Raw genomic sequence first — 13,883 nt, 5'->3', positions numbered from 1 at the left:
CTCACCCAAAGACAGCCGTGACAAGATCGAGGAGCCCGCGTTTGATGTCCTCGTCATCTGTCAGAGGTTCAACCATAGCGGCGAGGATGGCGCGGTCGGTGGACATGCCTTGCGCAATCAGCGTCGCGGCATAAACGACCAGACGGGTGGAAACGCCTTCCTCAAGGTCCTGACCCTTGAGCCCGCGCAGCTTGTTCGCCAGTCGCACCAGCGGTTTGCACCGCTCCAGCGGCAACCCACTTTCCTGAGCGACGACCTGCGCCTCCATTTCAGGCGACGGGAAGTCGAACTCGAGCGAGATAAACCTCTGACGGGTCGAGGGTTTCAGGGTTTTCAGGATATTCTGGTATCCAGGGTTATATGAAGCCACCAGCATGAAGCCGGGCGCAGCCTCAAGCTCTTCACCTGTGCGGTCAATCGGCAGGATACGCCGGTCGTCGGTTAGCGGGTGTAGGACGACGGTGACGTCCTTACGGGCCTCGACCACCTCATCAAGATAGCAGATCGCGCCTTCGCGCACCGCCCGGGTCAGGGGGCCATCGACCCAGACGGTTTCGCCACCTTTCAGCAAATAGCGCCCGATCAGGTCGGCTGCGGCCAAATCATCGTGACAGGCCACGGTGTAAAGCGGGCGGCCGAGTTTGGCCGCCATATGAGCGACAAAGCGGGTCTTTCCGCAGCCTGTTGGACCTTTCAGCAGAACCGGCAGGTCGTTGTTATACGCGGCGCAGAACACATCGCATTCATCGCCTTGGGGCAGGTAGAAGGGGGCGTTTGCCGCCCCCTCATTCAGTTTCATGGAGCCGTCCATATCCATCACTCCGCAGGGGTTTCGGCTGCGCCGGGTTCAATGACCTCTTTCCGGGGCACCCAGATCGAGTAGATGAACAGCAGCGCACCAAGAACCACAACCACACCGGAACCAAGACGCATCCAGTAGAAGACCGCGATCTGGTCCTGCACGTCCATGAAGTAGTCACCAACCACGCGCTGCATGTGCGTTTGCACGGTTCCGCCAAAAGTCAGGACGAAGGTCATAAAGACCATACCGCTGGTCATCAGCCAGAACGAGCCCATGTTCAGCACCTGGTTATACGGATCGCGGTTTTTCAGGATCGGCATAGCATAGGTGAAGATCGCCAAGTTGAGGCAGACATAAGCACCGTAGAAGGCCAGATGGCCGTGTGCGGCAGTGATCTGCGTGCCGTGGGTATAGTAGTTCACCCCATGCAGCGTATGCAGGAAACCCCAGACACCGGCGCCGAAGAAGGCAAGCGTGGCACATCCCAACGACCAAAGCAGCGCGGCTTTGTTGGGGTGGTCACGGCGGCCCTTCCAGACCATGACAAAGGCAAAGGCCATCATTGCAAAGAACGGGATCACCTCGAGGCTCGAGAAGATCGACCCGATCCACTGCCAATAGGCTGGCGTACCGATCCAGTAGTAGTGGTGCCCGGTCCCCAGAATGCCCGAGAACAGCGCGGCGGCGACGATGACATACAGCCATTTCTCGACCACCTCACGGTCCACACCGGTCAGCTTCAGCATCAGGTAGGCCAGGATCGAAGCCATAATTAGCTCCCAGACGCCTTCCACCCACAGGTGGACAACATACCACCAGTACTGCTTGTCGAGGGACAGGTTGCCGGGGTTGTAGAAGGCAAACAGGAACAGCAAGGCCAGACCCCACAGGCCCAACAGAAGAATGTTGGAGATGGCGGTCTTTTTGCCCTTCAGGACGGTCATCGACACGTTGTAAAGGAACATGAGCGCGGCCACGACGATGCCCGCCTTGACCCATTTGGGTTGTTCAAGGAACTCGCGCCCCTCTTTGCCCAGCAACCAGTTGCCTTCGAACAGGTTGAAGACATAGGTGACGACGACACCCAAGGTGCCGACCACAAGAATGATCAGCTGAAGGTAGGCCAGCGTTGGCGAATGGATTTCGCGTTCAGTCTCTTCCGGGATCAGGAAGTACGCTGCACCGAAGAAACCGAGCAGCAGCCAGACGATCAGAGAGTTGGTGTGCAGCATCCGCACGATGTTGAATGGCAGAAGCTCACTCAGGAAGTTTGGGAATACATAGATGAAACCGGCCAGTAGGCCGCCGATCACCTGTATTGCGAACAAGGCCATGGCTACAGCGAAGTAGGCGTAGGCGATTTTTTGGGATTCGTATTTCATTGCTCCGTTCCCTTTCTCAGCCTGCCTCGTTGGGCGGCCAGTCCTGAGCGTCGATATTGTCCGTCCAGATCAGGAAGTTGGTCAGATCACGGATTTCTTCGTCGCTGAGGTTGAAATTGGGCATTTGTCGGCGGCCGGGAATGCCGGTCGGTTGTGCTTCCATCCAGCCCTTGAGCGATTCAAAGGCCGATTCCGGGTCATCCAGAACGCCCCAGCGGGTCATCACATTGCCCACTTCGGGAGCATAGTAAGCCCCTTCCCCAAGGATAGTGTGGCAGTTGATACAGGCGTGTTTTTCCCAGACATGCTTGCCGCGGATCACGCTTTCATCAAGTTTGGCGGCGTTTTCCGAGTTAACGATATACAGGTGCGAATGGGCCGACAGGGCCAGAAAGATGAGGATGAAGAACAGTGACCCGCCATAGAATATGTTGCGAGCCATGCTCTTTGTCATGACTTCTCGCATCGCGCTCTCCTTTGCGCAGATTAGCTAGTATTTGCACAATGGCGGGAGGTGCGCAGCGGTGCCTTAACGAAAGTCAAGACCACGAAACTGAGCGCGCGCAGGTGGCTGAAATTGCTGACAGGAAACCAAAATACGCCCTAAAATGACTTAAATTCATACAATGATAACAGGTACGGCGCGAAATGGCGGAAGTGTGAATCAACGCTTCTGATCAGCAGTAATAGGTGACGGGTTAATCAATGGCGAACTATTCATATATCGGCTACGATCCGGGGGTCATTTCGGTCAATTTTACCGGTTTCAGCACTGGCACTATTACGCTTTCCGGGACCTATGATGCTGCCACGGACCGTCGGGGCTTTGACGTAACTGACACGGCCGGTGGCACACTGGTCAATGGCGACCCAGACAACGGAACCGACTTTAACGGCGATCGATTCAACAACGAATTCGGCGACGACCTGACCCAATCCGGGGTCGTGACCAACCTTGATGGGTCAGTTACGATAGATTCGGGCGCTATCTATCTTGAGGAATCTTATAGCCTCGCCAAACCCGGCGGCGGCACCATCGATGTATTTCGGGTCGAAGTTGAAGGTAATCTGGTTGGATACATCACCTCAGAACCGCTGGTCCCCGGAACGAACTATTCCTTTGTCAGATCGAACGTCACCCCGACAAACGCACCGGATACGTCTGACCCTACGGCGATTGTCGATGTTCCCTGCGTCGCAGCAGGAACACAGATCACGACACAGGACGGACCTGTCTCAATCGAAAATCTAAGGGTCGGCGATCTGGTCGCAACTGCGGATAACGGATCGCAAAAAAAATCGCTGGATTGGAGCGCGTAAATTGAATGCTGCGGATCTGGCCCCGCGTCCCAAGCTGAAGCCCATTCGGATTGCGGCAGGAAGCCTTGGCAGTGGCTTGCCCAAACGAGATCTCGTGGTGTCACCACAACACCGCATGATGCTGCGTTCACCAATTGCAGTGCGTATGTTTGACAGCGCAGAGGTTCTGCTTCCGGCGCACAAACTTGTTGGCATTCCCGGCATCACGGTTGAGACAGGTGCGCAAGACGTTGTCTACTACCACATTCTTTTCGACCGGCACGAGATCGTCTTTGCCGAAGGTGCACCTTCCGAAAGCCTGTTTACCGGCACACAAGCTTTGGCCAGCATCCATCTAGATGGTCGCGCCGAGATCCTTGAACTGTTTCCGGAGCTTGCGCAACCGGGTTACGTCCCTCAACCAGCCCGTCACATTCCAGAACAAGGCAGACGCGCACGCGCGCTCGTTTTCCGCCATATCAAGAATGAACGCCCACTGATCTCTGACAATTAGGTCGGGCCGGATCGGGTTTTTCAGCTTGGCCTGGATACCCGAGGTCCTGTCAATGCAGGCCACATCGCAAAGACATACAGCCCAACAGCTGCAATCCAAAGGCCATCAGCCGCCAGCATGGCGGCCATGTAGCCGCCTGTAAGCTCTGACCCCAGCCAGCGCACCAGAGCCGCCGCCGCCATAAGACCGTATGCGACCACCATCGGAGAAGGCGCAACCAGAGGACGCCCGCTGTGACCCAAGGCGGCACGACTCATAACGGCCAAAGTCATACCGCCAACACACCCAATTCCCAGAATGTGAAGCGCGCCGATCTCGTTGCCAAACCCGACCGTTGCCAGACCCCAGAGAATCAGCCCCAATGCCAGCATACTCAGTCCCAGATGTAACGCGATAAGGATTGGCCTACGCAGAGCCCAGCCAACCCTCCAGCGCGCCATGCGCACCAGTTGAACACAGCCCAGCAGAAGGGCAACACCACCCGCCACCGGGCTTATGTTAAATGTCAGCACGAGCAGAGGCAAAAGCAAGGCCAAGATCATCACCGCCTTGTCGACTTGCGGCACGGAAACGGGCCAGGACGCCTCGGGCTGACCTTCCCGCTTCATTGCGTTGCGAGTAAAAGCAGGCGTAATCCGACCCCCTAAAATCGCAATCATCGAACATATGGCAAGCAAGCCCGCCCGAACGCCTGTGATCAAGGTGTCCGAAGTGACCCCGATCCAATCCAGATGGATCAAAAGATTGGCGGTCCAGATCAAACCGAGAAGATACAAAAAGACAATGTTCTGCGGCTTGGGACGTCGGATCAACTGGCTTGCAACCTTCAGCGCCAGAATAGGCACGAAACTCAGATCCACCAAAGCGACGGTCACGGGGGACAACGAACCGGAAAACCAAACTGCAATCCGGCCAGCAATCCAGAGTAACGCCACCACAGTGATAAAGCGTGCCCGCGCCTCGGGCGCTCCGGTCCAATTTGGGACGGCTGTCAAGAAAAACCCGCCCAATGCTGCCGTTGCATATCCAAAGATCATCTCGTGCGCGTGCCACATAACAGGTGGCATGGCATAGCTTTGGTTTACAAACGGCAACAACCCGTCCAGTGAAGCCAACCACACGCCCCAGGCAACGCCGGCGAATACACCGTAAAGGCCCGCTAATAGGAAAAAGACACGAAAACCCTCACTGAAAACGCGTGTAATTACGGAAGACATCCCTGCTCTCCATAGCCTCGCTTGCCGTTGATCAAGCTCTATCGCAGCAGCAGGTGCACGGACTTAACAGAAATCAAGACCCCCTTAAAACATGTGTGAAAATGTCAAGTTTTATTGGCGTTTCGACGCTTTAATTTTACCTGGAAGTCTCAGTTTGCGCTCTTGCCGTTGACTTTGGTCAAGGATGACATCTCCGTGATGGCTCAGTCTCTCTCCTGCCTCACCACGCAAATGGAGAGTGATCATGTCACTTGGAATCAGCTACAACAAAACTGGCCGCACATTGGGGGTCGGATTGGCAATGTTGTTGGGCAGCGTCGCTGCTCCAACCTTCGCCGAAGAGCCAACTCTCAGCAAGGAAGCCTTTGAATCATCCAAACAACTGTACTTTGAACGCTGCGCCGGCTGTCACGGCGTGCTGCGCAAAGGGGCGACAGGTAAAAGCCTTGAGCCATTGGTGGAAACCAAAAACGCCGACGGTACCGTAACCGAATCCGGCACCCTGAAGCTGGGTCAGGAACGGCTTGAAAAGATCATCGCCTGGGGGACCGAAGGCGGGATGAACAACTTTTCGGACGTTATGTCCGAAGAAGAAATCCGCGATATGGCAACCTACATCCAGATGGAACCGCCCCAGCCACCGGAAATGTCGCTTGAACAGATGATGGCGACACGCAAGGTCTATGTTGAACCCGAAGACTACCCGACCGAGCCACTACATGGCCGCAACTGGGAAAACTTCTTCGTGGTCATCGAACGTGACGTGGGCAAGGTGGCCGTGATCGACGGTGACACCAAGGAAGTTCTGGCGCACATCCCGACGGGTTACGCCGTGCACGTTCTGAAAGCCTCCGAACACCATAAACTGGAAGAACCGGAAAACCCGGGCCGCTTCTGGTACACGATGGGTCGCGACGGCAAGATGACCAAGATCGACCTGTGGCAGAACCCCGAGAACATGTTGGTGGCCGAAGTGACCATTGGCTATGACGCCCGCGACGTGGCAGTTTCGGGCGACGGTAAATACGTGATCGGTGGGGCCTACTGGCCTCCGCACTTCGCCATTGTCGACGCCGAAACCATGGAGCCGAAGAAGGTTGTCTCGACCCGCGGCTACAACGTCGATGGGGACTATGTGGAAGAGGCCCGCGTGGCTGCGATCTACACCACTCCAAACGAACCCACCTGGATCGTTGCCGTGAAAGAACTGGGTCAGTTGTGGCAGGTCGACTACACCGATCTGGAAAACCTGCGGATCGACAAGATCGACAGCGCCAAGTTCCTGCATGACGGGTTCTTTGACCCGACCGGCCGTTACTTTCAGATCGCCGCGAACGCGTCGAACAAGATGGTTGTGGTCGATACCGAAACCCACAAGCTGGAAGCTCTGATCGACACCGCGCCGCTGCCGCACCCCGGCCCGGGCGCCAACTGGGATGATCCGAATTGCGGCCCTGTTGCCGGTACAACCCACCTGGGTGAAGGCACCGTGACCGTTTGGAGCAACGACCCCGAAGGTCGCCCGGATGATGCCTGGAAGGTCTGCTACGAAGTCGAAACCGACGGACCCGGTCTGTTCATTCGGACACACCCGGAATCAGACTACATCTGGGCTGACCAGACCAAGCACCCCGAGCCTGAGATCCAGCAATCGGTGCAGGTCATCGACAAGGCAACCGGTGAAATCGTGAAAACGATCCAGATCACTGAAGAGGAAGGCAACGTCGCCGTCCACTTCGAGTTCAACCAGGATGGGTCTGAGGTCTGGGTTTCCAAGTGGAACCGCTCGACCTCGAAAGAACCAAACGGTGAGATCGTGATCTTTGACGCCAAGACGCTGGAAGAAATCGGCCGCGTGAAGGGTCTGTTTGCGCCCACCGGCAAGTTCAACGTCTACAATCGGTCAAACCACGTCACCTGACGGATTTACACATGAAACAGAAAGGGCGGGCCCCTCGCCCGCCCTTTCTTCGTTTTCCCCATCAGCTAAACGCGTCGGCCTAACACGCCGCGCCAGTCAAGACAGCCAAGACGGAGCCCGGATATGACCTCCGAACCTGATAAAAAACCACCGATCTGGCGCCGGTATTTCCTATGGGGGATGCCCGTGGCCGGCATTGCCGCAGCCTTTGCTGCCGGTATCATCTTCTGGGGTGGGTTCAACACCGCCATGGAAGCCACGAACACCAAGGAATTCTGCGTCTCGTGCCACGAGATGCGCGATTTCGTCTACGAGGAATACACCGGTACGATCCACGATGTGAACCGATCCGGCGTAGGGGCTGTATGTTCAGACTGCCACGTGCCCAAGGACTGGACCCACAAGATCATCCGCAAGATAAAGGCCTCGAAAGAGCTCTATGGCAAAATGGTCGGCACCATCAACACCCGAGAAAAGTTCGAAGCCAAGCGCGTGCATTTGGCGATGAATGAATGGGAGCGGATGAAAGCAACCGACTCTCGCGAGTGCCGAAACTGTCACGATTTTGAATCGATGATGCCAGAATTTCAAAAACCCCGCGCCCGGCAGCAGCACCTAAACGCGATGTCCGCTGGTCAAACCTGCATCGACTGCCACAAGGGCATCGCGCATTCCGACGCACGTGACCGGGCCGACGAAGAGTATCTCGAAAAACTTGAAGCTCCGAATCCTGATTTCATTCGCGAAATCCCCGCCGAATACCTGGCCAGCCTTGAGCGGGTCGAAGCCAAGGAGGCAGCCGAAGCCGAAGCTGAAAAAGCCGCACGTGTGGCGCAGCAAGAGGCCGTTCAGGCCCAGATCGCCGCGGCTATGGATGCCGCCGTGGCCGAAGAACGCGCCAAAGCAGCAGGTGAAGAGGCCACAGCCCCCGCAGGTGGAGGCAGTGATGTCGGGACAGGCATCGATTGGGCGGCTGTTCCAGGTGCGGACATGAAACTGTTCTATCCTGGTCAGGCTTCGTTTGAATGGGTTCAGAACGGCAGGTCCCACGGTGGCGCGCGGCCGTTGACCAAGGGTGGCGATCAGTGCACCACATGTCACGCTAAGGAACTGGATGCGATCGGCAACAAGATCGTTGCGGGAGGCGAACTGGAGCCTACTCCGATCCCTGGCAAGCGCGGTGTGATCGACGCAACCGTCCAGGCAGCGCATGACGACGAGAACCTGTATATCCGCTTGCAGTGGCCGGATGCTGGTCACAACCCTGCCCCGTTTGTCGATGGTGGCAAGATGGACCCCGACAACCAGATCAAAGTCGCCATGATGATCACCGGTACAGGAATCGAGCTGGGCGATCAGGTGGGCTGTTGGGCATCGTGCCACGCGGATAACTCTTACATGCCGTTTGATCCCGGTGCCGAGGCAATTGCCGCCAATGCGGATGCGGCAGGCCGACTTAACACTCAGGACACCGTGACCAAATACATCAGCGAAAGCCGAACCGAGGTCGAAATCAAAGGCCGTCGCGGCAAGGCGCTGGGCGGTTGGGACAAGCTGCAGGCTGCGGATCAGATCGAGCAGTACTTGGCCGACGGCACCTATCTTGACCTGATGCGCGTCTATGCAGACGGCAGTGCCACCAATGGCTACTTGCTGGAGCAACGCGTGGTCAATGACGGCGAAATCACGGCCTCGGCCAGCTTGGACGCTGGTATATGGACCGTGGTTTTAACCCGCCCTCTGAATTCGGGCGCGCCAGGAGATGTGCCGCTGGAGGCAGGCCAGACCTACACTGTTGGGTTTGCCATCCACGATGACTTTGCAGCCGCAAGGTTCCACCACGTGACGCTGGATACCAGCTTGGCACTGGACGACGACAGCGCGTTCATCAACGTGGTCAAACAGTAAAGAAAAAGGGCCGGGCGATCCGGCCCCTTCCACCAAGAAGAGGAGACTTGGACGATGAAACCCCCACGCCTTCTTCCCGCGTTGCTGCTCCTGGCCGCGCCTGCTTGGGCGGGTGAGACCGCCGAGCTGTGTGCCGAGGCAGAAGAGCGTTATGTCGAGCTGTTTGGTCAGCCTTCATCTGCCGTTGAGGACGCCGAAGTGGTGCTGATGTATAAATATAACTTCTGCCCGTTTGAGCTGACCGTGAAGGCAGGCACAACTGTCCGCTGGGTGAATGTCGACAAACGAACCAGCCACTCAGTTCTTTTGAAAGATGGCAGCGAACCGGAAAGCGACCGTTTGTTCCCTGAGGAATCGGTTGATCTGACGTTTCTCACACCCGGCCCGCAGGAATATTTGTGCGGCCCGCATTGGGAAACACAGAACATGATCGGAATGATCACCGTCGAACCCTAAGGCAATAAAATACAGGCAAAAAAGACAGGAGCGTGGGCGCAAATCCCGCGCTCCTTAACTTTTGTCAAGGAGGTTGGTTTGCGATTGCGCCACCTTGCTCTCATGACACGCCCGGCAGGCCCAGCGACGTCCCTATTGCGCAAGGCAGATTCGGGTTTCGATGACATTCAGACCAAGCGAGTTTGCACATGAGCGGTAAGGTTTTTCTGATTGGCGCAGGCCCTGGCGATCCCGAGTTGATGACCCTACGTGCACTACGGATGCTGCAAGAAGCAGATGTGGTGGTCTATGATCGGCTGGTGTCTGCCGACATCCTGAACCTTCACGCGGAAGGCGCACGGCTGATCCCGGTTGGCAAAGCCCCCAAGTGCCATACGGTTCCACAAGACCGCATCAACGACATTCTGCTCGAAGAGGCCAGTGCGGGTCACACGGTTGCCCGTCTCAAAGGCGGTGACCCGATGATCTTTGGCCGCGGCTCAGAGGAGGCCGCCTATCTGATGGCCCACGGTGTTGCTGTCGAATATGCGCCTGGCATTACGGCGGCACAGGGTGCGTCCGCTTCTACCGGCGTTCCGCTGACCCATCGCGGGCTGGCGACCTCGGTGCAGTATGTCACCGGGCACCGTCAAGCTGACAAGGTGCTGGACCTCGACTGGAAACGTCTGGCCGATCCGGATTCGACGCTGGTGGTTTACATGGGGGTTGCCAATATCGGCCAGATCGCCATGGGCCTGATGACTGAAAACCTTCCCGGGTCCACACCGGTTCTGGCTGTGGGCAAAGCGACCACACCGGATGAAAGCCGCATGGTATCTCGGCTGGACCAATTGGCTACCGACGTGCGCGAGGCCGGGTTGAAAGCACCCACGCTCTTCATAATTGGCAAGGTTGTGTCGCTTTACGCAGAACGGCCTGTGGCCGAGCTTTTGGAGCAAGCCAATGGCTAAGCTGGGGTGCAGAACAGGTGCGATAAGCTGTGGCGTACAGCGCCCTGTCGCGCGGCGGCACTCGGTGCCTTCGGTGTTGCTGACAACGGCTGTTCTCATTGCGACATCCGCCTTCGCCGCTGACACCCTCGACCCCAACGCCCTGAAACGCCTTGTCCACCAGGACTGCGGCTCTTGCCACGGTTTGTCGCTTAAAGGCGGTCTCGGCCCCGATCTGCGCAGCGAGACGTTGAAACATTATGATGCGGACGTCCTGACCGGCGTCATCCTTGACGGCATCCCAGACACCGCGATGCCCCCCTGGCGGCCCCTGATCAGCGAAGAAGAGGCCGAATGGATTGCCCGCTACCTGCTGGAACAGGAGGCACAATGAAACATCTCATACTCGGCCTTGCAGCCTCATTGATGTTGACCACCGCACATGCCGAACCCACAGCGACCGGCGATCTTGGTCTTGTGATCGAACGCGCCAAGGGATCGGTCCTTTTGGTCGATCAATCCGACCGTGCAGCTCTGGCCCGTATCGAAGGCTTGGGCGATTTGTCCCATGCCTCGCTGGTCTATTCGCCCGATGAACGCTTTGCCTATGTCTTTGGCCGTGACGGCGGGCTGACCAAGCTTGACATCGTCACCCGCCAGATCGTGAACCGCGTTGTTCAAGCGGGCAACGCCATTGGCGGTGCCATCTCGGACGACGGAACACTTGTTGCCGTGTCGAACTACGAACCCGGTGGTGTGCGGGTGTTTGATGCTGACACGTTGGAAATGGTTGCGGACATACCCACCGACAGCAAAACCATCGGTCTTGTGGACGCGCCAGGACGTCGGTTTGTCTTCACCATGTGGGACACGGGCGAGACATGGATTGCCGATTTCGCCAAAGGCGAGCCCGCGATCACCAAGATACCTGACATGGGCAAGAACCCCTATGACGCGCTGATCACCGCCAATGGCCGCACCTATATCACCGGCCTGTTTGGCGAAGACGGCCTGACCGCGCTTGATCTGTGGGCCGACACCCTGGAACCCATCCGTGTGCTGCCTGACTATGGGCGCGGGCAAGAGGAAATGCCCGTCTACAAGATGCCTCATCTGGAAGGCTGGGCGCTGACCGGGCGCGAATTCGTGCTGCCTGCAGTGGGTCATCACGAGGTGCTCTGGGTCGATGCCGACACTTTGTCGGAAACCGGGCGTACCAAGACACACGGCCAGCCGGTCTTTGCCATGGCCCGCCCTGATGGACGGCAAGTCTGGGTGAATTTCGCCCACCCGTTGAACGATACCATTCAAGTGATCGATAGCGTCAGCAAGGAGATCATTCACGAATTCAAACCCGGCCCCGCCGTGCTGCATATGGAATTCACGCCGCGCGGGCATGAAGTCTGGATCAGCGTGCGCGATGCCAACAAGGTGATGGTCTACGACACGCAAACGTTTGAGAAATTGCGCGAAATCGATGCCGACAGCCCTTCGGGCATCTTCTTCACGGCCCGCGCGCACAAAACGGGGCTTTGACGGATGCAGCATATCACCGACCCAATCGATTGCCGCCTGTTGGACGACTTTCAGCGCGATTTCCCGATCACAGAGCGCCCTTTTCAAGTGCTGGGAGACGCGCTGGGATTGGACGAAACCGAAGTACTTGACCGGCTGACCCGGATGCGTGCCACCGGCCGCATCACGCGGGTTGGCGCAACCATCACGCCCGGCGCGGTGACGGCCAGCACTCTGGCAGCTGTGTCCGCCCCGGAAAATCGGTTGGAAGAAGTTGCCGCCCTGATCGATGCCGAACCTGGGGTGAACCACAATTACCAGCGAGAGGATGCCTGGAACCTTTGGTTTGTCGCAACAGGCCCGGACCGGGAACATGTCAACGAGACACTGGCCCGGATCAGCCGGACCTCGGGGTTGCAGGTGCTGGATCTGCGTCTTGTCCGGCCGTTCAACGTGGACCTTGGGTTTCGCATGACTGCTGGCGCCAAGAACGTCCCTAGTGCGCGCAAAGTCGACGCATCGGCCATGCGCGACGGAGATCGTTGCTTGCTGCAGACACTCAGTTCGGGCCTGTCACTGGTCGCAGAGCCCTATGAGGCTCTGGCTCGTTCATTGAACCGGAACGTGAATGATGTGATGGCGCGGATCGTTGCCTTGCACTCCGCCGGTATCATTTCACGGCTCGGCGTTATCGTGCGCCACCGGGCACTGGGGTGGTCCGCCAACGCGATGGTCGTTTGGGATTTGCCAGCGGAACAAATTGACACGGCCGGTCCGGCGCTGGCCGCCTATCCCGGTGTCACGCTGTGCTATGAGCGAAATCCGGTTGAAGATGTCTGGCCCTATCGCCTCTATTCGATGATCCACGCCCGGACCCGGAACGAGGCTCTGGGTGTGCTGGCTGGCGCGATGGAGTTGCCCGAGTTGGCCGGCGCGCGGAACAAAGTTTTGTTTTCGACCCGCTGTTTCAAGCAGACCGGAGCCTTGATTCAAGCGCGGGAGGTTGCCGCATGACTCTGGACGACAAAGACCGCGCGATCCTGAACCGGATGCAGGACGATCTGCCGCTCACCTCTCATCCTTATGCGGCAGTGGCCGACGAGCTTGGCCTGTCCGAAACCGAGCTGCTGGAGTGTCTGACACGGCTGAAGGAAGACCGTGTCATCACACGCTTTGGTCCGTTTTTCGACGCTGCTGCTATGGGCGGGGCCTTCTGCCTTTGCGCCATGGCTGTTCCGGCTGAAAATTTCGAAACCGTCCTGACGAAAGTCAATGCACACCCGGAGGTCGCCCATAATTATGAACGTACGCACCGGCTGAACATGTGGTTCGTGCTGGCCACCGAAACACCTGCGGGGATCGAGGCCGCCGCCGATGCCATCGAACGGGAAACGGGGATCGATGTTCTCCGTTTCCCCAAACTCCAGGAATTTTTCATTGGCTTCCGGGTGGCAGCATGATCGATGCAACCGACAGACAGATTATCGAGGCGTTGCAAGGGGGCTTACCCTTGTCGCCGACCCCGTATGCGCAGGTTGCCAAGGATCTTGAGCTACAGGAAACCGATCTGCTTGAACGGCTGACAGCCCTGAAAGCACGGGGTGTGATCCGTCGCATTGCTGCGGCACCCAATCACTACAAACTGGGCATGACCTCGAACGGCATGACGGTTTGGGATGTGGACGATGCCTGCATCACCAAGCTGGGTGCACAGATCGGTGCGCTGCCCTTTGTGACCCATTGTTATGAACGGCCCCGCGCCCTGCCCGACTGGCCTTACAACCTGTTTGCCATGGTGCATGGCACCAACTGCGATGAGGTTGAACAAAAGCGCGCCGAGATCGCCGCAATTCTGGGCGACGCCTGCCGGGCCAAGGATATCCTTTATTCCACGCGCATCTTGAAAAAGACCGGGCTGCGCCTGAAAAAGAAAGGCTGAG

15 protein-coding genes are annotated in these 13,883 nt (G+C 57.6%); 11 read left to right on the top strand and 4 right to left on the bottom strand.

The genetic code is table 11. The annotated features are described in order from the left end of the window. Nucleotide 1: 1 nt before the first annotated feature. From GOV89_RS11880 to GOV89_RS11870, 3 genes are read right to left on the bottom strand one after another with little or no spacing between them, the layout of a single operon-like run. Nucleotides 2-817, bottom strand: a complete 816-nt coding sequence (locus GOV89_RS11880) for a CbbQ/NirQ/NorQ/GpvN family protein (RefSeq protein WP_171094613.1) — start codon at nucleotides 815-817, stop codon at nucleotides 2-4. After that, nucleotides 817-2,184 carry a cbb3-type cytochrome c oxidase subunit I gene (locus GOV89_RS11875; RefSeq protein WP_171177150.1) on the bottom strand — a complete coding sequence of 456 codons (1,368 nt, stop codon included), beginning with the start codon at nucleotides 2,182-2,184 and terminating at the stop codon, nucleotides 817-819. Before GOV89_RS11875 ends, GOV89_RS11880 begins: the two co-directional genes overlap by 1 nt. Nucleotides 2,185-2,200: 16 nt before the next feature. Next, a complete protein-coding gene (locus GOV89_RS11870) occupies nucleotides 2,201-2,650 on the bottom strand; it encodes a cytochrome c (protein WP_171094608.1) in 450 nt (149 codons plus the stop codon). A 239-nt stretch (nucleotides 2,651-2,889) separates the two neighbouring features. On the opposite strand from GOV89_RS11870, the gene GOV89_RS22840 reads away from it, so the two are divergent. Further along, nucleotides 2,890-3,504: a Hint domain-containing protein gene (locus GOV89_RS22840; protein ID WP_253282816.1), complete on the top strand. Its 615-nt coding sequence runs from the start codon at nucleotides 2,890-2,892 to the stop codon at nucleotides 3,502-3,504. A 1-nt stretch (nucleotide 3,505) separates the two neighbouring features. Next, nucleotides 3,506-3,997, top strand: a complete 492-nt coding sequence (locus GOV89_RS22835) for a Hint domain-containing protein (RefSeq protein WP_253282814.1) — start codon at nucleotides 3,506-3,508, stop codon at nucleotides 3,995-3,997. A 20-nt stretch (nucleotides 3,998-4,017) separates the two neighbouring features. On the opposite strand, the gene GOV89_RS11860 is transcribed toward GOV89_RS22835, so the two are convergent. After that, the gene (locus GOV89_RS11860; protein WP_171177152.1) at nucleotides 4,018-5,214 is read right to left on the bottom strand and encodes an NnrS family protein; all 1,197 of its coding nucleotides are present in this window, start codon (nucleotides 5,212-5,214) and stop codon (nucleotides 4,018-4,020) included. Between the two features lie 244 nt (nucleotides 5,215-5,458). Between GOV89_RS11860 and GOV89_RS11855 the strand changes: the two genes are divergently transcribed. The 9 genes from GOV89_RS11855 to GOV89_RS11815 all read left to right on the top strand — a co-directional run bounded on the left by GOV89_RS11855 (nucleotide 5,459) and on the right by GOV89_RS11815 (nucleotide 13,882). Continuing rightward, a complete protein-coding gene (locus GOV89_RS11855) occupies nucleotides 5,459-7,135 on the top strand; it encodes a cytochrome D1 domain-containing protein (RefSeq protein ID WP_171177154.1) in 1,677 nt (558 codons plus the stop codon). A 123-nt stretch (nucleotides 7,136-7,258) separates the two neighbouring features. Continuing rightward, nucleotides 7,259-9,043, top strand: coding sequence for a NapC/NirT family cytochrome c (locus tag GOV89_RS11850; RefSeq protein WP_171177157.1), 1,785 nt, complete (start codon nucleotides 7,259-7,261; stop codon nucleotides 9,041-9,043). Nucleotides 9,044-9,097: 54 nt separating this feature from the next. Next, the gene (locus GOV89_RS11845; RefSeq protein WP_171177158.1) at nucleotides 9,098-9,499 is read left to right on the top strand and encodes a plastocyanin/azurin family copper-binding protein; all 402 of its coding nucleotides are present in this window, start codon (nucleotides 9,098-9,100) and stop codon (nucleotides 9,497-9,499) included. Between the two features lie 188 nt (nucleotides 9,500-9,687). Further along, the gene (gene cobA / locus GOV89_RS11840; RefSeq protein WP_171177160.1) at nucleotides 9,688-10,449 is read left to right on the top strand and encodes a uroporphyrinogen-III C-methyltransferase; all 762 of its coding nucleotides are present in this window, start codon (nucleotides 9,688-9,690) and stop codon (nucleotides 10,447-10,449) included. Next, entirely contained in the window at nucleotides 10,442-10,822 is a 381-nt protein-coding gene (locus tag GOV89_RS11835; RefSeq protein ID WP_245223280.1) for a cytochrome c, read from the top strand. Before cobA ends, GOV89_RS11835 begins: the two co-directional genes overlap by 8 nt. Further along, on the top strand, nucleotides 10,819-11,964 hold the full coding sequence (locus tag GOV89_RS11830) for a cytochrome D1 domain-containing protein (RefSeq protein WP_171238287.1): 1,146 nt from the start codon (nucleotides 10,819-10,821) through the stop codon (nucleotides 11,962-11,964). The genes GOV89_RS11835 and GOV89_RS11830 overlap by 4 nt, the downstream gene beginning before the upstream one ends. A gap of 3 nt (nucleotides 11,965-11,967) precedes the next feature. After that, entirely contained in the window at nucleotides 11,968-12,957 is a 990-nt protein-coding gene (locus GOV89_RS11825; protein ID WP_171177165.1) for an AsnC family transcriptional regulator, read from the top strand. Beyond that, on the top strand, nucleotides 12,954-13,403 hold the full coding sequence (locus GOV89_RS11820) for an Lrp/AsnC family transcriptional regulator (protein WP_171238286.1): 450 nt from the start codon (nucleotides 12,954-12,956) through the stop codon (nucleotides 13,401-13,403). The genes GOV89_RS11825 and GOV89_RS11820 overlap by 4 nt, the downstream gene beginning before the upstream one ends. Continuing rightward, nucleotides 13,400-13,882, top strand: coding sequence for an AsnC family transcriptional regulator (locus tag GOV89_RS11815; RefSeq protein ID WP_171177169.1), 483 nt, complete (start codon nucleotides 13,400-13,402; stop codon nucleotides 13,880-13,882). Before GOV89_RS11820 ends, GOV89_RS11815 begins: the two co-directional genes overlap by 4 nt. Nucleotide 13,883: the final 1 nt, after the last annotated feature.

This window comes from Ruegeria sp. HKCCA5763, assembly GCF_013034545.1.
Taxonomy (GTDB): Bacteria; Pseudomonadota; Alphaproteobacteria; order Rhodobacterales; family Rhodobacteraceae; genus Ruegeria.
This window is presented reverse-complemented; position numbering and strand designations above follow the sequence as displayed.